Source organism: Pseudomonas sp. m6p (assembly GCF_055760375.1).
Map to the genome: position 1 here is coordinate 5,400,376 of NZ_CM147084.1, position 19,099 is coordinate 5,419,474.

General features: G+C 59.9%; 17 protein-coding genes. 12 read left to right on the top strand and 5 right to left on the bottom strand.

Annotated elements, in window-relative coordinates; all coding sequences use genetic code 11:
- Positions 1-25 precede the first annotated feature (25 nt).
- The 5 genes from ACYZUM_RS24705 to ACYZUM_RS24725 all read left to right on the top strand — a co-directional run bounded on the left by ACYZUM_RS24705 (position 26) and on the right by ACYZUM_RS24725 (position 4,738).
- Entirely contained in the window at positions 26-1,456 is a 1,431-nt protein-coding gene (locus tag ACYZUM_RS24705; RefSeq protein ID WP_108184103.1) for a coniferyl aldehyde dehydrogenase, read from the top strand.
- A gap of 28 nt (positions 1,457-1,484) precedes the next feature.
- On the top strand, positions 1,485-2,030 hold the full coding sequence (locus ACYZUM_RS24710) for a twin-arginine translocation pathway signal protein (protein ID WP_108184104.1): 546 nt from the start codon (positions 1,485-1,487) through the stop codon (positions 2,028-2,030).
- A gap of 119 nt (positions 2,031-2,149) precedes the next feature.
- Positions 2,150-3,745, top strand: coding sequence for a GMC family oxidoreductase (locus tag ACYZUM_RS24715; protein ID WP_108184105.1), 1,596 nt, complete (start codon positions 2,150-2,152; stop codon positions 3,743-3,745).
- A gap of 115 nt (positions 3,746-3,860) precedes the next feature.
- Positions 3,861-4,340 carry a pantetheine-phosphate adenylyltransferase gene (gene coaD, locus ACYZUM_RS24720; protein WP_003229157.1) on the top strand — a complete coding sequence of 160 codons (480 nt, stop codon included), beginning with the start codon at positions 3,861-3,863 and terminating at the stop codon, positions 4,338-4,340.
- Between the two features lie 146 nt (positions 4,341-4,486).
- A complete protein-coding gene (locus tag ACYZUM_RS24725; protein ID WP_003195146.1) occupies positions 4,487-4,738 on the top strand; it encodes a YfhL family 4Fe-4S dicluster ferredoxin in 252 nt (83 codons plus the stop codon).
- Between the two features lie 151 nt (positions 4,739-4,889).
- On the opposite strand, the gene ACYZUM_RS24730 is transcribed toward ACYZUM_RS24725, so the two are convergent.
- From ACYZUM_RS24730 to ACYZUM_RS24740, 3 genes are all read right to left on the bottom strand, one after another.
- Positions 4,890-5,213: a multidrug transporter gene (locus tag ACYZUM_RS24730; protein ID WP_108184106.1), complete on the bottom strand. Its 324-nt coding sequence runs from the start codon at positions 5,211-5,213 to the stop codon at positions 4,890-4,892.
- Between the two features lie 69 nt (positions 5,214-5,282).
- Positions 5,283-6,095, bottom strand: coding sequence for a bifunctional DNA-formamidopyrimidine glycosylase/DNA-(apurinic or apyrimidinic site) lyase (gene mutM / locus ACYZUM_RS24735; protein WP_108184107.1), 813 nt, complete (start codon positions 6,093-6,095; stop codon positions 5,283-5,285).
- A 12-nt stretch (positions 6,096-6,107) separates the two neighbouring features.
- Positions 6,108-6,920, bottom strand: a complete 813-nt coding sequence (locus ACYZUM_RS24740; protein ID WP_473061369.1) for an HDOD domain-containing protein — start codon at positions 6,918-6,920, stop codon at positions 6,108-6,110.
- 228 nt (positions 6,921-7,148) lie between these two features.
- Here ACYZUM_RS24740 and ACYZUM_RS24745 point away from each other — a divergent pair, with 228 nt between their 5' ends.
- The 6 genes from ACYZUM_RS24745 to ilvD all read left to right on the top strand — a co-directional run bounded on the left by ACYZUM_RS24745 (position 7,149) and on the right by ilvD (position 14,965).
- Entirely contained in the window at positions 7,149-7,688 is a 540-nt protein-coding gene (locus ACYZUM_RS24745; protein WP_108184109.1) for a type 1 glutamine amidotransferase domain-containing protein, read from the top strand.
- Positions 7,689-7,958: 270 nt separating this feature from the next.
- The gene (locus tag ACYZUM_RS24750) at positions 7,959-9,155 is read left to right on the top strand and encodes a class I SAM-dependent rRNA methyltransferase (protein ID WP_108184110.1); all 1,197 of its coding nucleotides are present in this window, start codon (positions 7,959-7,961) and stop codon (positions 9,153-9,155) included.
- 437 nt (positions 9,156-9,592) lie between these two features.
- On the top strand, positions 9,593-10,666 hold the full coding sequence (locus tag ACYZUM_RS24755; protein WP_108184445.1) for a SagB family peptide dehydrogenase: 1,074 nt from the start codon (positions 9,593-9,595) through the stop codon (positions 10,664-10,666).
- Entirely contained in the window at positions 10,663-11,640 is a 978-nt protein-coding gene (locus tag ACYZUM_RS24760) for a diiron oxygenase (protein WP_108184111.1), read from the top strand. The genes ACYZUM_RS24755 and ACYZUM_RS24760 overlap by 4 nt, the downstream gene beginning before the upstream one ends.
- Positions 11,633-12,865 carry an MFS transporter gene (locus ACYZUM_RS24765; RefSeq protein ID WP_108184112.1) on the top strand — a complete coding sequence of 411 codons (1,233 nt, stop codon included), beginning with the start codon at positions 11,633-11,635 and terminating at the stop codon, positions 12,863-12,865. The genes ACYZUM_RS24760 and ACYZUM_RS24765 overlap by 8 nt, the downstream gene beginning before the upstream one ends.
- A 258-nt stretch (positions 12,866-13,123) precedes the next feature.
- The gene (ilvD, locus tag ACYZUM_RS24770) at positions 13,124-14,965 is read left to right on the top strand and encodes a dihydroxy-acid dehydratase (protein ID WP_007964170.1); all 1,842 of its coding nucleotides are present in this window, start codon (positions 13,124-13,126) and stop codon (positions 14,963-14,965) included.
- Positions 14,966-15,060: 95 nt separating this feature from the next.
- Here the strand turns inward: ilvD and ACYZUM_RS24775 are convergent, their stop codons facing one another.
- Together ACYZUM_RS24775 and ACYZUM_RS24780 are read right to left on the bottom strand one after the other, a co-directional pair.
- Positions 15,061-16,032, bottom strand: coding sequence for an IS110 family RNA-guided transposase (locus tag ACYZUM_RS24775; RefSeq protein WP_108181669.1), 972 nt, complete (start codon positions 16,030-16,032; stop codon positions 15,061-15,063).
- 331 nt (positions 16,033-16,363) lie between these two features.
- Positions 16,364-17,419 carry an HAD family hydrolase gene (locus ACYZUM_RS24780; protein WP_108184114.1) on the bottom strand — a complete coding sequence of 352 codons (1,056 nt, stop codon included), beginning with the start codon at positions 17,417-17,419 and terminating at the stop codon, positions 16,364-16,366.
- Positions 17,420-17,660: 241 nt separating this feature from the next.
- Here ACYZUM_RS24780 and ACYZUM_RS24785 point away from each other — a divergent pair, with 241 nt between their 5' ends.
- Positions 17,661-19,052: an L-cystine transporter gene (locus tag ACYZUM_RS24785; RefSeq protein WP_096795779.1), complete on the top strand. Its 1,392-nt coding sequence runs from the start codon at positions 17,661-17,663 to the stop codon at positions 19,050-19,052.
- Positions 19,053-19,099: the final 47 nt, after the last annotated feature.

Here is a 19,099-nt window from a genome sequence, read left to right on the forward strand (position 1 = left end):
CACTACAATAAATCCGGAGCCGACGATGACTGCCGACATTGCTTATCTGCAAACGCTGCAACAGCCCCTGGAAGAGCTGGATCGGCTGTTCGCGGCACAGCGCGCCGCCTACACAGCCAACCCGATGCCACCGGCGGCCCAGCGTCAGCAATGGCTCAAAGCGTTGCGCGAGATGCTCAGCAATGAGCGCCAGGCCTTGATAGACGCCATCAGCGCAGATTTCAGTCATCGCAGCGCCGATGAAACCCTGCTTGCCGAGCTGATGCCCAGCCTGCACGGTATCCATTACGCCAGCCGCCACCTCAAGGGCTGGATGAAGTCGTCGCGACGCAAAGTCGGCATGGCCTTTCAGCCGGCATCAGCGAAAGTCGTGTACCAGCCGCTCGGCGTGGTCGGCATCATTGTCCCGTGGAACTACCCGTTGTATCTGGCCATCGGCCCATTGGTCGGTGCGCTCGCGGCGGGTAACCGGGTGATGCTCAAACTCAGCGAATCGACCCCGGCCACCGGCCAACTGCTCAAAACCCTGCTGGGACGAATTTTCCCCGAAGACCTGGTCTGCGTGGTGCTCGGCGAGGCCGACATCGGCGTGGCGTTCTCCCGTCTGCGCTTTGATCACTTGCTGTTCACCGGCGCCACCAGCATCGGCAAGCATGTGATGCGCGCGGCGGCGGAAAACCTGACCCCGGTAACACTCGAACTGGGCGGCAAGTCCCCGGCCATTGTCTCCGGCGACGTACCGCTCAAGGACGCCGCCGAACGCATCGCCTTCGGTAAAACCCTCAACGCCGGCCAGACCTGCGTCGCGCCCGATTATGTGCTGGTGCCGCAAGACCGTGTCGGCGCGTTCGTCGAAGCCTATCGCCAGGTGGTGAACAATTTCTATCCGACCCTCGCCGACAACCCGGACTACACCGCGATCATCAACGAGCGCCAACTGACCCGGCTCAACAGTTATGTCAGCGACGCCACCAGCAAGGGCGCGCTGCTGATTCCGCTGTTCGAACAAGGCCAGGGCCGGCGCATGCCGCACAGCCTGCTGCTGAACGTCACCGACGAGATGACCGTGATGCAGGACGAAATCTTCGGCCCGCTGCTGCCGATCGTGCCGTATCAGGATCTTGATCAGGCGTTTGCCTACATCAATCAGCGCCCGCGTCCTCTGGCGCTTTACTACTTCGGCTACGACAAACGCGAACAGAACCGCGTGCTGCACGAGACCCACTCCGGCGGCGTGTGCCTGAACGACACCTTGTTGCACGTGGCGCAGGACGACATGCCATTCGGCGGCATCGGCCCGTCGGGCATGGGCCACTATCACGGCCACGAAGGCTTCCTGACTTTCAGCAAGGCCAAGGGCGTACTGATCAAACAGCGCTTCAACGCCGCGAAGTTAATCTATCCGCCGTACGGCAAATCGATCCAGAAACTGATCCAGAAGCTGTTCATCCGCTAATCGTCGTCACCGACGGGTAATAACAACAATGCACCCAAGCCTGACCGAAACACCTGCCCTGTCGCGCCGTGGCCTGCTGAAATTCAGCCTCGGTGCCACCGCGTTCCTCGCCACCGCCGGCCTTGGCGCCAGCCTCAGTGGTTGCTCATCGAGTGTCGCGGCCAACGGTTTCGCCACCTTGCGTGACGGCGACCTGCTGTTCCTGCGGGCACTGATTCCGGTGATGCTCGAAGGCGCCGTGACCACCGAGAAGATGCCCGGTGCGGTGGATGGCACTCTGAAGTCGCTGGACTTCAGCCTCGATCACCTGTCGCCGGAGATGCTCAAACTCACCCGACAACTGTTCGACGTGCTCGGCATGGCCGTCACCCGCGGGCCGCTCACCGGCATCTGGGGCAGTTGGGAAAACGCCAGTCCCGAGGCCATGCGCCACTTCCTCGAACGTTGGCAGAACAGTTCATTGAGCCTGCTGCGCATGGGCCACAGTTCTTTGCAGCAGATGGTGATGATGGCCTGGTACACCCGCGCCGAGTCCTGGGCGCATTGCGGCTATCCCGGCCCGCCGACTGTTTGAAACCGAGTCGCGCCCTTCGCAAGCAGGCTCGCTCCCACAGTGGGTTGCGGTGCAAATGTGGGAGCGAGCCTGCTCTCGAAGGGACCCGCCAGAACAACAAGAACAAGAGAACCTGATCAATGCCCGTACCCGACCCGTTCCGCGAAGGCCTTGCCCGTGGCTGGAAAACCTACAACGGCGCACAACTGACCGACGACCTGACGCTGCAAACCGACGTGGCCATCATCGGCAGCGGTGCCGGAGGCGGCACCACGGCGGAAATCCTCAGCGCCGCCGGTTACAAAGTGCTGCTGATCGAAGAAGGCCCGCTCAAGACCAGTTCCGACTTCAAAATGCTTGAAGACCAGGCCTACAGCAGCCTCTATCAGGAAGGCATCGGCCGCATGAGCAAGGACGGCGCGATCACCATTCTGCAGGGTCGCGCGGTGGGCGGCACCACGCTGATCAACTGGACGTCGAGCTTCCGCACGCCCGAGCCGACCCTCGAACACTGGGCCAGGGAACACAACGTCAAAGGCCACAGCCCGGCCGAGATGGCGCCGTGGTTCGAGAAAATGGAACAGCGCCTCGGCGTCGCGCCTTGGAGGGTCCCGCCCAATGCCAACAACGACGTGATCCGCAAGGGCTGCGAGCAACTCGGCTACAGCTGGCACGTGATCCCGCGCAACGTCCGTGGCTGCTGGAACCTTGGCTATTGCGGCATGGGCTGCCCGACCAATGCCAAGCAGTCGATGATGGTCACCACCATTCCGGCGACCCTGGAAAAGGGCGGCGAACTGCTGTACCTGGCCCGCGCGGAAAAACTGTTGATCAGCGGCGACAAAATCACCGGCCTGCAATGCGTGGCGATGGACGAGCGCTGCGTCGCGCCGACCGGACGCAAAATCACGGTCAAAGCCCGGCATTACGTGCTGGCGGGCGGCGGCATCAACAGCCCGGCCCTGCTCTTGCGTTCAGACGCGCCGGACCCGCATCAGCGCCTCGGCAAACGCACCTTTTTGCATCTGGTTAACATGTCCGCCGGGCGTTTCGACGAGGTGATCAACCCGTTCTACGGCGCGCCGCAGTCGATCTACTCGGATCATTTCCAGTGGAAGGACGGCACCAGCGGGCCGATGGGCTACAAACTCGAAGTGCCACCGCTGCAACCGGCACTGGCGGCAACGCTGCTCGGCGGCTTCGGCCAGCAGAACGCCGAACACATGGCCGACCTGCCACACACCCACGCGATGCTCGCGTTGCTGCGCGACGGCTTCCATCCGGACAGCCCCGGCGGCAGTGTCGAATTGCGCGGCGACGGCTCACCAGTGCTCGACTATCAAGTCTCGTCTTACGCCTGGGAGGGCTTGCGTCGCGCGTTTCACAGCATGGCCGAGATCCAGTTCGCCGGCGGCGCGAAAGCGGTAATGCCGATGCACGCCGATGCGCGCTACGTGAACACCCTGGCCGAGGCGCGCAAATTGATCGACGGTCTGAGCCTTGAGCTCTATCGCACGCGACTGGGCAGTGCCCACGTGATGGGCGGTTGCGCAATGGGTGAAGACCCGAAAAACGCGGTTACCGACAGCCTTGGCCGGCATCATCAACTGAGCAATCTTTCGGTTCACGACGGCTCGCTGTTCCCCACCAGCATTGGCGCCAACCCGCAATTGTCGGTGTATGGACTGACCGCACAACTGGCGACATCCCTCGCCGATCGGCTGAGAAATCCGTGAAAAAAACGGTTTATCGCGTCGTCTATAGTGCTTTCTTACCCAACAGGCGACTTGGCCGACCGGGACGGCTGCGATACCATCCGACTCCCCAACGGACTCCCGCCAGGACGACGCGATGAACCGAGTGTTGTACCCAGGTACCTTCGACCCTATTACCAAAGGGCATGGCGATCTGGTCGAACGCGCCTCGCGCCTGTTCGATCACGTGATCATTGCGGTCGCCGCCAGCCCGAAGAAAAATCCGCTGTTCCCGCTGGAACAACGGGTTGAGCTGGCTCGCGAGGTCACCAAACACCTGCCCAACGTCGAAGTGGTCGGCTTCTCGACGCTGCTGGCGCATTTCGCCAAAGAGCAGAACGCCAATGTGTTCCTGCGCGGTCTGCGCGCGGTGTCGGACTTCGAATACGAATTCCAGCTGGCCAACATGAACCGCCAGTTGGCCCCGGACGTCGAGAGCCTGTTTCTCACCCCGTCCGAGCGTTATTCGTTCATTTCCTCGACGCTGGTGCGGGAAATCGCCGCGCTGGGCGGCGATATCAGCAAGTTCGTGCACCCGGCCGTGGCAGATGCGCTGACCCTGCGCTTCAAAAAGTAGGAGCTGCCGAAGGCTGCGATCTTTTGCTTTTAAAGATTGCAGTCTCGTGCCCTTGATCGCAGCCGCGTGCACTGTTCTCGCCAATGCGGCACAATTGCGCGCATTGATTTATTGCGCCCGGGCCTGCCGCCCCGGCTGGAGTTAGCATGTCCCTGATCATCACCGACGATTGCATCAACTGCGACGTCTGCGAACCCGAGTGCCCGAACGCTGCCATTTCCCAAGGCGAAGAGATCTACGTGATCGACCCGAACCTGTGCACCCAGTGCGTCGGCCACTACGACGAACCGCAGTGCCAGCAGGTCTGCCCGGTGGATTGCATTCCGCTGGACGAGGCGCATCCGGAGACTGAAGAACAGTTGATGGAAAAGTACCGCAAGATCACCGGCAAGGCCTGAGTCCTTCAGCGCCTGTTCCGACGCCATCGCGGGCAAGCCCGCTCCCACAGGGTTGTGTGGTGATACACAAATCGTGTGAACACCGAAATCCTTGTGGGAGCGGGCTTGCCCGCGATGAGGCCATCAATAACACCGCTGATCTCGGATCAGCTCACTCACGCTGCTCAAACCCCTCCCCCGTACACCCCAGACACCGCACAAAAGCAGCTTTCGCCGGATCCACCACCAGCGCCTGTCCCGCATCGCCCACCCCGCCACCCAGCGCGGTAAACGGCAATGACACCACAAACACCCCCGCACCCAGCACCGTTGCCACCACCAATAAAGGTCGGGCAATCAGCAAATCGCCGATCATGGCGTAGGCGGGAGGGTTCTGGATGGCGTAGCGCGGATCACCGCTGCCGTTTTCCGTGGCCTGAACGGCCAGGCTGAAACACAGCAGCAGTGTGGCAAACAGGACTTGCAAGGACTTCATGGCACGATCCTTCGGGCTGAACAGTGAGACCACTCACTATAGACCGTAGGACTTTTTCAGCTTTTTGCCTCAGGTCTGACAGCGCGGACAGAACACACTGGCCCGCTGACCGAGCTTCACCTCGCGCAGACCGGTGCCGCAGACCTTGCAGTGCTCACCGCCACGACCATAAACGAAGAGCTCCTGCTGGAAGTACCCCGGTTGCCCATCGCCGCCAATGAAATCACGCAACGTGGTGCCGCCGCGCTCGATGGCTGCGGCCAGGATGCGTTTGATCTCGATCGCCAGCTTCAGGTAACGCGCCCGGGAAATGCTCTTGGCTTCGCGCCGCGGATCAATCCCGGCGGCGAACAGCGCTTCGGTCGCGTAAATATTGCCGACGCCCACCACCACCGCGTTGTCCATGATGAACGGCTTGACCGCCACAGAACGCCCGCGTGACAACTGGAACAGCCGCTCGCCGTCGAACAGATCGGTCAACGGCTCCGGCCCGAGGCGAATCAGCAGTTCGTGATTGAGCGGGTCGCTACTCCAGAGCATCGCACCGAACCGGCGCGGATCGGTGTAGCGCAGGGCCAGCCCGGATTCCAGCTCGATATCGACATGCTCATGCTTGGCCGCCGGCATCCCGGCCTCAACCAGCCGCAAGTTACCGGACATGCCCAAGTGGCTGATCAGCGTGCCGACTTCGGCATTGATCAACAAATACTTGGCCCGCCGCTCGACCAGCACGATGCGCTGCCCGGACAGGCGCACATCGAGGTCTTCGGGGATCGGCCAGCGCAGCCGGCGATCCCGCACGATGACCCGGCTGACGCGCTGGCCTTCCAGGTGCGGAGCAATGCCCCGGCGGGTGGTTTCGACTTCCGGCAGTTCAGGCATGGCGTCCTCGAATCAATGCGCGCCGAGGTCGCGGATGGTCTGTTTGAGGGTTTCGAAATCGTAGTCCGACAAGCCCACGTAATCGAGAATCAGCGCACCGATGCTGTTCCACTCGTGGTCCTCGGTCTGGTTGCCCAGCACCCGATACGACGCACAGATGTGTTCGGCCATCTTCAGGATCGCCAGCAGATTCTTCATCTGGCTGTTGCGCGAGGACTCGTCGCTGAAGATCGCCAGCGCATTGTGGTGATTGGCAATCGCCGTGCTGACATGTTCCGGCAGGCGCCACGACTTGGCGGTGTAGTAGCCGACCACGGCGTGGTTGGTATTGAACTCGGCGTTCTCGGTGTCCACCACCCGGCATTCGGCGCTGGCATTGGCGTAAGCCTTTTCCAGTACCGACATGTAGTTGGGGAAGCGCTGCAGCATCAACGGCACGCCGCAGTCGTGGAACAGCCCCAAGGCATAGGCTTCGTCGCCGGCCTGGGTGCCGATGCGCTTGGCCAGGGTCAGGCACGTCATCGCCACGTCCTGCGCAGTGTCCCAGAAACGGTTGAGGGTGACGATGGTGTCGTCGTTCATCTCGCCCTTGATCGACTGCGCGTTGATCAGGTTGATGATCGAACGGCTGCCCAACAGGTTCACTGCACGCTGGATCGAGGTGATCTTGTTGCTCAGGCCGTAATACGGCGAATTGACGATTTTCAGCAGCGAACCGGACAGGCCGGGATCCTGGGAGATCAGCTTGGCGATCACCTCCAGGTCCGGGTCGGGCATGTACTGCTCCATTTGCAGATCCACCATGATCTGCGGCTGCGCCGGCACACTGATGCCTTGCAGGGATTGTTGAATCTGTTCGGTGGTCAGCTCTTGGGACATAAGTACACACTCTGGGACAGGCGGCGATTCTAACCTCTAAAAACCGCACGACGACACACCAGTGGGCAATTGTCAGGAACTTTCATCCACGCTCAGGCTTCGGACTTTGTAAGGCCGACCGGACAATCAAGCACCGGCGCGGCGGTAATTTCCCGCAGACTCAGGAGCTTATCGATGACTACCTCCCTCACCGGCAAACGCGTCGCCATTTTGGTAACCGACGGTTTCGAACAGGTCGAGTTGACCGGCCCCAAGCAGGCACTCGAGCAGGCCGGCGCCCAGGTCGACATCCTTTCGGCCGAGGCCGGCAAGGTCAAAGGCTGGCACCACGACAAACCGGCGGATGACTTCAAGGTCGACCAGACCTTTCAAGGTGCCAGCAGCGAGCAGTACGACGCGATCGTCCTGCCGGGCGGCGTACAGAACTCCGACACCATCCGCATCGACCAGGACGCCCAGCATCTGGTGAAAACCGGGGCCTCCGCCGGCAAACCGATTGCGGTGATCTGCCATGGCGGCTGGTTGCTGATTTCCGCCGGGTTGGTCAACGGCAAAACCATGACCAGTTTCAAGACACTCAAGGATGACCTGGTGAATGCCGGGGCCAACTGGGTCGACAAGGAAGTGGTCAAGGACGGTCATCTGATTAGCAGCCGTCAGCCGGACGATATTCCAGCGTTCAACAAGGAACTGATCGACGCGCTGTCGGCCTGATCTGTGGGGCTAGTGAATTCATGTGGTAAGGGGATTTATGTGGCGAGGGGATTTATCCCCGATGGACAGCGCAGCTGCCCCAAATCGATTCACGCGGTCAGTCAGACAACTGCGTTCGGGGTTTGCGGCTGCTATGCAGCCGATCGGGGATAAATCCCCCTCGCCACAGTAAACTCCTTCATCACTGATTCCCCTTGCCACATGTCCACTCACCAGCCAATCAGGCCGAGCAACACGCTATACTCCCGCTCTTTTTTCCGGAGCGACGTCATGTCCCTGCCTAGCCTGCGCCTTAAAGCCAACGCCGACCGTCGCCTGCGCAACGGCCACTTGTGGGTCTACAGCAACGAAATCGATGTGACCGCCACGCCACTGCACGGCTTCAAGGCCGGCGATCAGGCGATCCTCGAAGCTGCCGGCGGCAAGCCGCTGGGCATCGTCGCCATGAGCCCGAACAACCTGATCTGCGCGCGTCTGTTGTCGCGCGACATCAAGTTGCCGCTGGACAAGTCGCTGCTGGTGCACCGCCTGAACGTGGCCCTGTCACTGCGCGAGCGTCTGTTCGACAAGCCGTTCTACCGCCTTGTCTACGGCGACTCCGATCTGCTGCCAGGTCTGGTAGTCGACCGTTTCGGCGACATCCTCGTCGTGCAGATCGCCTCGGCGACCATGGAAGCGCATAAAGATGCTGTGATCGCTGCACTGACCCAAGTGCTCAAGCCGAGCGGCATTCTGTTCAAGAACGATTCCGCCGCCCGTGATGCCGAAGGCCTCAACCGCTACGTCGAAACCGTGTTCGGTCTGGTGCCGGAGTGGGTGGCCCTGGAAGAAAACGGCGTGAAATTCGAAGCGCCGGTCATTGGCGGCCAGAAAACCGGCTGGTTCTACGACCACCGCATGAACCGCGCCCGCCTCGCCCCTTACGCCAAAGGCAAACGTGTCCTCGACCTCTATAGCTACATCGGTGGCTGGGGCGTGCAGGCTGCTGCGTTCGGCGCCAGTGAAGTATTCTGCGTCGACGCATCGGGCTTTGCCCTCGACGGCGTCGAGCGTAACGCCGCGCTGAACGGCTTCGCCGACAAGATGACCTGCATCGAAGGCGATGTCTTTGAAGCGCTGAAGGAACTCAAGGCCAGCGAAGAACGTTTCGACGTGATCGTTGCCGATCCGCCTGCGTTCATCAAGCGCAAGAAAGACATGAAGAACGGCGAAGGCGCCTACCGTCGCCTGAACGAGCAAGCCATGCGCCTGCTGACCAAGGACGGCATTCTGGTCAGCGCTTCGTGCTCGATGCACCTGCCGGAAGACGATCTGCAGAACATCCTGCTGACCAGCGCCCGTCACCTGGACCGCAACATCCAGTTGCTCGAACGCGGCGGTCAAGGTCCGGACCATCCGGTACACCCGGCTATCGCCGAGACTCGCTACATCAAGAGCATCACCTGCCGTCTGCTGCCGAACAGCTGATTGGCTCATGAAACGGGGAGCCTGCGGGCTTCCCGTTGCTTTACGGCGATGCAATATCGTCGAATTCCTTTCCTTTTCCTACAACTAACTTCCTACATGTACGCAGGACATTTCCCTGCGCGTTGATTTTCAAGAACTAATACTTACAAACTTGACCTTGCAGCACATCCACTCCGACAAAATTAATAGAAATTTCCTACCCAAGTATCGCTTGCCAATAATTCATTACAACCTATTATTAAGTTGTCACCACGACGGTGACATTCACTCTCAATGAACAAGGAGTTCATACTTATGAAAGCAATTACTCTGGAAACCAACAAAATCGCAAACCTGGCTTTCCTGGTTGCGCCTAAAGCCCGCTAAGTAAACCGGAACGCTGGGGAGTGCCGGCACCCCAGCGTTCTTTCGACTACGTCCAGAGTGATGAATACAACATGTACATCAATCCTTATTTATTCATATTGCCGCGCACGCCCGGACAAATAGTCTGGAACTATAAAGACCACACCCAACATGAACTTGACCTGACTTACTCTTGTCGACTCGCACAACTTATCAATAACCCGGAACAGTTCGACAGACGCAACATAATAGACTCACAACTTCTAAACGCAGGCATATTAACCGTTGCAAAAATAGACAGTCCGCCATGGGGCTGGGACGAGCTGTCGAAGATTTATCATATTGGTACCCAGAACATTCCCTGCGAACAGACGCCCCAGAATATTCATGAGTGGTCCAGGCAATACCTGAACCATTGCAGTGCGGTGCTGACCACACCGGCACCCACTCAAGATCGCCCGATACTTGAAGACGCACCTCGAATCGCCCTGCCCGCCTCTGCGGCCCTGACCGTCGCCAGCCTGGGTAATGTCCTGCGCTTGAGAAAAACCTGCCGCTCCTTTACTGGCGAAGCGATCACGCTCGGCGACGTCGGCACGCTGATGTATCTCACACTGGGTTTTCTTCACCATCGCGACCTTGACCGCGACGAAAGCATCGCCGAAGGCCTCGGCGCCCGTCGCAGCAGTCCCTCCGGGGGTGGACTGAATGCCTGTGAAGGCTTTCTTCTGGCACGCAATATCGAGGGTCTTGAGCCGGGCCTCTACGCCTATCACCCGGCAGACCACACGCTCAGCCGGGTCAACCCATTGCCCGAACCTGCGCTCGGCCATTTGCTGGCGGGCCAGCATTTCATCAATAACCTGCCTCTGGGCCTGTTCATCACCGCTCGTTTCGACAAGCTCTGGTGGAAGTATGAACACTCGCGCGCCTATCGCATGGCGTTCGTCGAGGCGGGTCATCTGTCGCAGACCTTTCAACTGGTGGCCACGGCGCTGGGCCTGGGAACGTGGCTGACCGGGGCATTCGCTGATCGGCAGGTCGAAGCCCTGCTCAAGCTCGAAGGCAGCGCTGAACAACCGTTGTTCTTTGTCGGCTGCGGTGCCAGCGACGGTCAGGCGATGTGTCAGGAAATGCGCGACCTGTTGCTGGAGACACGGACATGAACGTGCCATCCACGGATCTTCCCGAAGCGCCAACGTCCTGGGCGCTTCGATTCACCCTCGGCGACTGGAACAACCACGCTTCGGTACGCACCAGCCGGCACGACTACCGGTTGCCGGAAGACCTGCAGCTGCAACTGCAGACCCGCTTCTGGTTCCCGCCGGCCTTCCTGCCGTATCTGTCCCACCCGGCCATCGAAGCCGCAGGCAGCAAGGTCATGCATCGGCTGGCAGCCAGCCACCTGGTGCACTTCCTGGACTACACCACGCTGCTTGAACACCGCATCGTCAACCGCGCCGTGGAAACCATCGTCCACGGCGAGTTGCCCGCGTACATTCCTCCACGGATGAAAACCGCCGCGCTGCAGCTGTATACCGACGAGGGTTATCACGCGCTGTTCTCCCATCATCTGGCCGAACAGATCGCCGAACTGCATGGTTTTACCGGTCGCCCGCAGATGCCGCTGCGCATCACCCGCCTGACCGGTCAGATTGCCCGAACGCCGGAGAGTAAACGCCCACTGGCATGGTTTCTGCTGGGTTTCGTCTCGGAAACCATCATTGCCCGGGAGCTGCTGGATGTGTGTCGGGAAACGCTGGTCAGCAGCGTGAATGACATGTTGCGCGATCACCTCGCTGACGAAGCGCGCCACAGCCGGTTTTTTTCCGAAGTCTTCCACTACCTCTGGTTGACCCTGAACAGCCGCCAGCGCGCCTTCGTTGCCAGAACCTTGCTGGAGACCCTGGCGACCTTCTTCGAAGTCGACGAGCAATGGCTGCACCAAAGCCTGCGCCGCGCCGGTATCGGCGAAGGTGCGATCAAGGAAATCCTCGACAGCCTGACCAACGAGCACGCCAGCCGCCAGCGTGCCAGATCCGGAGCCGTGGCCACGCTTGCCGCACTCGAAAGGGCCGGATTTTTCGCACTACCCAACAACCGTAAACTTTTCGCCAAGGCAGGACTGATCGATGCGTGAAGGACGAAAGGCAGTAACAACCCGACAACGCCGCGGGGCGGTCAGTCTGCTGTTGGCCATGGTGCTGCTGGGGGTGTTTCCGCTGGATGTTCTGCTGCCGTCGTTCCCGGCGCTGGCCGAACACTTCGCCCGCACTCCGGCCGACATCGCGCTGTCGATCAGCCTGTTTGCCGTGGGCATTGCCTTCGCCCAACTGGTGATCGGGCCGTTGTCCGACGTCATCGGGCGCAAGGGACTTTTACTCGCCGGCATGGGAGTCTCGATCCTCGGCGCCATTGGTTGCGTGATGACCAGTCACTACACGCTGTTCATGACCTTTCGCATCGTGCAGGCCATCGGCTGCGGCTGTTTTGTCCTGTCGCAGGCGCTGGTACAGGATCTGTTCGATGGCAAGGAGCGCGACCGCCTGCGAATCCTGATGGTGACCGCCACCGGGATCTTCATCTCCCTGTCACCGCTGGCTGGCAGCTTCCTGCAAGCGGCCCTGGGCTGGCGCGGCAGCTTCTGGCTGTTCATCGCACTCGCGGCTGCGGTGTTGCTCAAGGCCTGGCTATTTCTCGACGGTGCTCGGCCAGACGTCAACGCTACACCGCTCAATTTCCTCAGAGCCTATCGACGGGTGCTCGGGGATTTCGAGTTCGTCGGCTACTGGCTGATTTCAGCTTTCGCATTCGCCTGCCACTTCTCGTTCATCGTCATTTCGCCGTTGATCTTCATGGATCAATTGCAGCTGTCCGCCTTCGACTTCTCGTTGATCCTGCTGATCTACGGTGCGGCCTATGTAACAGGCGGAATTGCCGCCGCGCTATTGAGCCGACGCATCAGTTCTGCGCAACAGATCGTGGCCGGGTTGAGCCTGATCCTGCTGGCGGGGCTGGTGATGCTATTTCTGTCGCAGCACTTCGCGCTCTCGCCCGCCACGGTATTGATCCCGATGCTGATCTGCACCGCCGGCACCACCATCTCACGCCCGGCCGCCACCTCACGAGCCATGGACCTGTTCCCGGAGAACGCCGGTACGTCAGCCTCGGCCGGCAGCACAATCATTTTTATTTGTGGTGGGTTGATCAGCGCACTGATCAGCCTCAGCCCGAGCAATCTGCAAGCGACCCTCGGCTACAGTTTTGTTCTGCTCAGTTGCATCGCACTGGCATTGAACAAGCGGATCAGCCATCGCGCCAGCGTCATCGAAAACGGCGCCGTCACGCCCTCTGGCAGCGATTGAGCCTGCCAGTCGTCATGCCATACGCACCGTCGGCACTGGAACAACGCTTTGCGCCATTCCCTCCAGACGCCAGCGGTGTAGAATCGGCTGATTCATCGCCATTCATCCCCCGGCGGGTTTATGAGCTCAGGCTGAGGCAAGCGGCGATCCCGCAAAGTCATCAGCAACATCCAGGACACACGGCCATTTCTGAGTGTTCCAGACGTCAATAGAAGCTCACTCCCTTTTGATACCTGATTTAGCCGCCCGGAGTGCTCCATGCCAGATTACCGCTCGAAAACATCCACCCACGGCCGCAACATGGCCGGCGCCCGCGCACTGTGGCGCGCCACCGGGATGAAAGATGACGACTTCAAGAAGCCGATCATCGCCATTGCCAACTCCTTCACCCAGTTCGTGCCGGGCCACGTGCACCTCAAAGACCTCGGTCAACTGGTTGCCCGTGAGATCGAACGCGCCGGTGGCGTAGCGAAAGAATTCAACACCATCGCCGTGGATGACGGCATCGCCATGGGTCACGACGGCATGCTGTATTCGCTGCCGAGCCGCGAGATCATCGCCGACTCCGTCGAGTACATGGTCAACGCCCACTGCGCCGACGCCATTGTCTGCATCTCCAACTGCGACAAGATCACCCCCGGCATGCTGATGGCCGCCTTGCGCCTGAACATTCCGGTGATCTTCGTGTCCGGCGGCCCAATGGAGGCAGGCAAAACCAAACTCGCTTCCCACGGCCTCGACCTCGTCGACGCCATGGTGATCGCCGCCGACTCCAGCGCTTCTGACGAGAAAGTCGCCGAGTACGAGCGCAGCGCTTGCCCGACCTGCGGTTCGTGCTCCGGCATGTTCACCGCCAACTCGATGAACTGCCTGACCGAAGCCCTCGGCCTGGCATTGCCGGGCAACGGTTCGACCCTCGCTACCCACAGTGATCGCGAGCAGCTGTTCCTGCAGGCCGGCCGCACCATCGTCGAGCTGTGCAAGCGTTACTACGGCGAGAACGACGAATCCGTGCTGCCGCGCAACATCGCCAACTTCAAGGCGTTCGAGAACGCGATGATGCTCGACATCGCCATGGGTGGTTCGACCAACACCATCCTGCACCTGCTGGCGGCCGCCCAGGAAGCCGAGATCGATTTCGATCTGCGCGACATCGACCGTCTCTCGCGCAGCGTGCCGCAACTGTGCAAAGTGGCGCCGAACATCCAGAAGTACCACATGGAAGACGTGCACCGCGCCGGGGGCATCTTCAGCATTCTCGGCTCTCTGGCCCGTGGTGGCCTGCTGCACACCGACCTGCCGACCGTGCACAGTCGCAGCATGGAAGAAGCCATCGCCAAGTGGGACATCACCCAGACCACCGACGAAGCCGTGCATCACTTCTTCAAGGCCGGCCCGGCGGGCATCCCGACCCAGACTGCGTTCAGCCAGTCGACTCGTTGGGAAACCCTGGATGACGACCGTGAAAACGGCTGCATCCGCAGCTTCGAACACGCCTATTCGAAAGAAGGTGGCCTGGCCGTGCTGTACGGCAATATCGCGCTGGACGGCTGCGTGGTGAAGACCGCCGGCGTTGACGAGTCGATCCACGTCTTCGAAGGCAACGCGAAAATCTTCGAAAGCCAGGACAGCGCGGTGCGCGGCATCCTTGCCGACGAAGTGAAGGAAGGCGACATCGTCATCATTCGCTACGAAGGTCCGAAAGGTGGCCCGGGCATGCAGGAAATGCTCTACCCGACGTCGTACCTGAAGTCCAAAGGCCTGGGCAAAGCCTGTGCGTTGCTCACCGACGGTCGCTTTTCCGGCGGTACTTCCGGCTTGTCGATCGGCCACGCTTCGCCAGAGGCCGCGGCCGGCGGCGCGATCGGTCTGGTTCAGGATGGCGACAAAGTGCTGATCGACATTCCGAACCGCTCGATCAACCTGTTGGTCAGCGATGAAGAACTGGCTGCACGCCGGGTCGAGCAGGACAAGAAAGGCTGGAAGCCGGTCGAACAGCGTCCACGCAAAGTGACCACCGCTCTGAAGGCCTACGCCCTGCTGGCGACCAGCGCCGACAAGGGTGCGGTGCGTAACAAGGCGATGCTCGACGGGCTGTAAGCGTCGAATCGCCAAAACAAAAATACCCCGCCAACTGCGGGGCATTTTTTTGCCTGATGCTTGCAAACCACCCCATGTAGATACCGTCTTGCCCCTCACCGGGCAAGTGCCAATTTCGGGTCAAATGGTTGGCCCGATTTGAGCACTCCGTAGACGAAGTGCAACAACTTGCGCATGGCTGCACAGATGATCTGTTTGGGGGCTTTGCCATTGGCCTTCAAGCGTTCCTTCATGGCGATGATCGCCTCGTTGTGCCTCAGCGCTACCAGGCCTGGCATGTACAGACCCGCCCGAACGCGAGCCGAGCCGACCCTCGAAATAATTGTTCTGCCTTTGAGTTTTCCTGACTCCTGCAGCTTAGGGTTCAACCCTGCAGCAGCGACCAGTTTGCGAGGGTCGTCGTATTTGCGCAGGTCGCCCAGCTCGGCCAGCAGCCGCTCAAGGGTTTTCTGCCCGATACCGTCGATGGTCACGATCAAGTCGCGCATCTGGCGCATGTCCGGATCATCATCGATGTGTTTCTTGATCGCTTTGTGCGTTTCAGCGATCTCTTTTTCGATGTGGCGCAGAACGGAGTTGATCGAGTCTTTGACCTTTTCGTCGGACACATCCAGACGATTGAGCTCCATCTGCTCCATTTCCTGAAGATCATCCAATCGACGCACCATCGCCTTCAGTTGGCGGTATTTCAGTGGCTCCGGAGCCCAAAGCTGAAGCTTTTCAGCCTTTTCCCGAGCAAAATCAGCGAGCAGTTTGGCGTCGCTTTTATCGGTTTTGATCCGGCGCAATTCGCTGTCGGCGTAAGCATGGGTCGTGGCCGGATTGACGACACAGACCCGGTAACCCTTGTTGTAGACGAACTCGGCAAGTTCCAGGTGATAGACGCTGGTGGCTTCCATCACGATCGAGGCTGTGGGCTCGACCTGCTTGTTCAACCAAGCTTCAAACTCTTTGAAACCCTTCGCGTCATTAGGCAGCTTGGCCTTGGTTTTGTGCTTACCGTTTGGCAAGTGCGTGGCGATATCAAAGGTGTTTTTAGCGATATCGACACCGACGAAACTGGACATGAGTGTCTCTCCATTGATCTGTTTTCGATCATCACTGCACTCTGTCCAACCTTGCGAATGCGAGCTCTCGCCAGAGACGGGCCCAAGATACCGTTCGAACTATATGAGTGAGTGTGGAGGGCTGGAGCACGATCTACATCACAGGCAAAAAGCCTAAGGAGCTGCACGGCTTCCAAGTCCCTCCCTCGATGATCAGTCGAGAACTATCGCTCCTGACGGAGCGATAGTCGAGATACAAGGAGCTGCCGCAGGCTGCGATCTTTTGATCTTGCTCTTAAAAACAAGATCAAAAGATCGCAGCCTGCGGCAGCTCCTACAGGGATTTCAGGGCTTACTGAATTTCTTCAGGCTTCACGATCACCCAGTTCTTGTCCGCCGTCACCGGCAACCCTTCCTTGGCCTGCGCCGCTGCGTGCTTGGCCATCATGCCGTTGAGCTGGGTCATGTATTTGTCCTTGCGGTTGACCCACAAGTGAATGCCGCCCTTGGCTACATCCACATCGTGGAACAACATGTAGCCGTCGCTGCTCGGGGTGTCGCCGCCCACCAGTACCGGTTTTTTCCACTCATCGATGTAGGTCAGGATCGCCGCATGCTTGCCGGCCATCCAGGTTGCCGGGGTCCACAGGTACGGGGTCAGTTCCAGGCCGAGGTTGGCCTTCTCGTCATACTTGCCGGCGGTGATCTGCTTGCGCGCAGTGGTCAGCTCGCCGGTTTCGCGGTTCTTCAGCAACGTGGTCACGCCGATCACATTCTGTGGTTTGACGTTGTAGCCGTACTTCGGATCGGCCGCGACCATGCGCACCAGTTCTTCGGAGGCGGCGGTCATCACGTAAACCTCGATGCCGTTCTCCATCAGCTTGTTGTACAGCTCGGCCTGGCCGGTGAAGACTTTCGGCGGCTGCACATCGAGGTTCTTCACCACTTCGCCGTCGTAATAGGTCGCCGGCACCGGTTTGCCCGACGCCATCAGCTCATCGACGTAGCCTTTGAGTTCCTTGAGGGTAAAGCCGGAGAACACCTGCGCCACCCACGGGTAGCAGACCATGTCGTCGACTTCGCACAGGCGATAGTAGTAACTGAACAGGCTTTCCTTGTGGTCGGCGGTGTCCTTGAACGGCATCAGTTTCAGGGAGGGATCGAGTTTGTCGCGGGTGATCAGGCCCTTGTTTTCCATGAACGGCAGCAACGACTCTTCGAGGTCATAGCGGTAACTGGTGTTGTCCATGTCGAACACCGCGTAGTTACCTTTGTTGGCGTTGGCCGCGATCATCGCGTCCAGTGCCTTGGCCTGATCCGCCGGCCAGTGCTTCAGATCGGTGGCGAATGCGTGAGCGGCCAAGCCCAATCCAAGCACCACAGCGAGCATTTTCGGTGCGAACTTCATCGACGTTTTCTCCCTGACTGAAAGACATCGACGCTAACAAATAAGTGTGACAGTCCTCGTCTGTCAGCGACCGCTTACGTCTCCTCAACGCCAGTTGCATTGCCAAGAGCGACAAGCGCTTATTCCAAAAACGACGGACGACCTGCTATTTCGGTATTAATTCATTGGAAATCAAACTGTTAGGCTTGCCGGTTCGCAGTTGCCCCAGAAGGTGACTGGCACAAGTCTTATCGGAGTCTTCATGAATCTGCCGCTGATCCTCAATCTGCTGGTGTTCCTCGCCCTGCTCTTCGGTCTGGCGCAAACCCGCCACACGACGTGGAGCCTGGCGAAAAAAGTCCTGCTCGCACTGGTGCTGGGCGTGGCGTTCGGCGTGGCCCTGCACACCGTTTACGGTGCCGGCAATCCGGTGCTGAAAGCCTCGATCGGCTGGTTCGATCTGGTCGGCAACGGTTACGTGCAGTTGCTGCAAATGATCGTGATCCCGCTGGTGTTCGCCTCGATCCTCAGCGCGGTGGCCCGTCTGCACAACGCCTCGTCGCTGGGCAAGATCAGCTTCCTGACCATCGGCACGCTGCTGTTCACCACCGCGATTGCGGCGCTGATCGGTATCGGCCTGACCAACCTGTTCGGCCTCACCGCCGAAGGCCTGGTCGCCGGTACTCAGGAAATGGCCCGTCTGCAAACCATCCAGACCGACTACGCCGGCAAGGTCGCCGACCTGAATGTGCCGCAACTGCTGCTGTCGTTCATTCCGCAGAACCCGTTCGCCGACCTGGCCCGGGCCAAGCCGACCTCGATCATCAGCGTGGTGATCTTCGCGGCTTTCCTCGGTGTCGCGGCGCTGCAACTGCTCAAGGATGACGTCGAAAAAGGTCAGAAAGTGATCAACGCCATCGACACCCTGCAAGCCTGGGTGATGCGTCTGGTGCGTCTGGTGATGAAGCTGACCCCGTACGGCGTGCTGGCGCTGATGACCAAAGTGGTCGCCGGTTCCAACCTGCAGGACATCATCAAGCTCGGCAGTTTCGTCGTGGTTTCGTACCTCGGTCTGGGCCTGATGTTCGTGGTGCATGGCCTGCTGGTGTCAGCGGCCGGGATCAACCCGCTGCGTTTCTTCCGCAAGATCTGGCCGGTGCTGACGTTCGCGTTCACCAGCCGTTCCAGCGCCGCGAGCATTCCGCTGAGCATCGAAGCGCAGACCCGTCGTCTGGGCATTCCGCAGTCGATCGCCAGTTTCGCCGCCTCGTTCGGTGCGACCATCGGCCAGAACGGTTGCGCCGGTCTGTACCCGGCGATGTTGGCGGTGATGGTTGCGCCAACCGTCGGCATCAACCCGCTGGATCCGCTGTGGATCGCGACGCTGGTGGCGATTGTGACCCTGAGCTCGGCCGGTGTGGCCGGTGTTGGTGGCGGCGCGACGTTCGCCGCACTGATCGTGCTGCCGGCGATGGGTTTGCCGGTGTCACTGGTGGCGCTGCTGATTTCGGTTGAGCCGCTGATCGACATGGGCCGTACGGCGTTGAACGTGAGTGGCTCGATCACTGCAGGTGCGATTACCAGTCAGGTGATGCAGCAGACCGATAAAGCGCTGCTGGATGCCGATGAGCATGCGGAGCTTGCTCAGGCTTGATGTAAAGCAAGATCAAAAGATCGCAGGCTTCGCCAGCTCCTACAGGG

Bases quoted from the DNA above. Each gene is read 5' to 3' on its own strand.
- ACYZUM_RS24705 (WP_108184103.1), top strand. From the start codon at position 26: ATGACTGCCGACATTGCTTATCTGCAAACGCTGCAACAGCCCCTGGAA.
- ACYZUM_RS24710 (WP_108184104.1), top strand. From the start codon at position 1,485: ATGCACCCAAGCCTGACCGAAACACCTGCCCTGTCGCGCCGTGGCCTG.
- ACYZUM_RS24715 (WP_108184105.1), top strand. From the start codon at position 2,150: ATGCCCGTACCCGACCCGTTCCGCGAAGGCCTTGCCCGTGGCTGGAAA.
- coaD (WP_003229157.1), top strand. From the start codon at position 3,861: ATGAACCGAGTGTTGTACCCAGGTACCTTCGACCCTATTACCAAAGGG.
- ACYZUM_RS24725 (WP_003195146.1), top strand. From the start codon at position 4,487: ATGTCCCTGATCATCACCGACGATTGCATCAACTGCGACGTCTGCGAA.
- ACYZUM_RS24730 (WP_108184106.1), bottom strand. From the start codon at position 5,213: ATGAAGTCCTTGCAAGTCCTGTTTGCCACACTGCTGCTGTGTTTCAGC.
- mutM (WP_108184107.1), bottom strand. From the start codon at position 6,095: ATGCCTGAACTGCCGGAAGTCGAAACCACCCGCCGGGGCATTGCTCCG.
- ACYZUM_RS24745 (WP_108184109.1), top strand. From the start codon at position 7,149: ATGACTACCTCCCTCACCGGCAAACGCGTCGCCATTTTGGTAACCGAC.
- ACYZUM_RS24750 (WP_108184110.1), top strand. From the start codon at position 7,959: ATGTCCCTGCCTAGCCTGCGCCTTAAAGCCAACGCCGACCGTCGCCTG.
- ACYZUM_RS24755 (WP_108184445.1), top strand. From the start codon at position 9,593: ATGTACATCAATCCTTATTTATTCATATTGCCGCGCACGCCCGGACAA.
- ACYZUM_RS24760 (WP_108184111.1), top strand. From the start codon at position 10,663: ATGAACGTGCCATCCACGGATCTTCCCGAAGCGCCAACGTCCTGGGCG.
- ACYZUM_RS24765 (WP_108184112.1), top strand. From the start codon at position 11,633: ATGCGTGAAGGACGAAAGGCAGTAACAACCCGACAACGCCGCGGGGCG.
- ilvD (WP_007964170.1), top strand. From the start codon at position 13,124: ATGCCAGATTACCGCTCGAAAACATCCACCCACGGCCGCAACATGGCC.
- ACYZUM_RS24775 (WP_108181669.1), bottom strand. From the start codon at position 16,032: ATGTCCAGTTTCGTCGGTGTCGATATCGCTAAAAACACCTTTGATATC.
- ACYZUM_RS24780 (WP_108184114.1), bottom strand. From the start codon at position 17,419: ATGAAGTTCGCACCGAAAATGCTCGCTGTGGTGCTTGGATTGGGCTTG.
- ACYZUM_RS24785 (WP_096795779.1), top strand. From the start codon at position 17,661: ATGAATCTGCCGCTGATCCTCAATCTGCTGGTGTTCCTCGCCCTGCTC.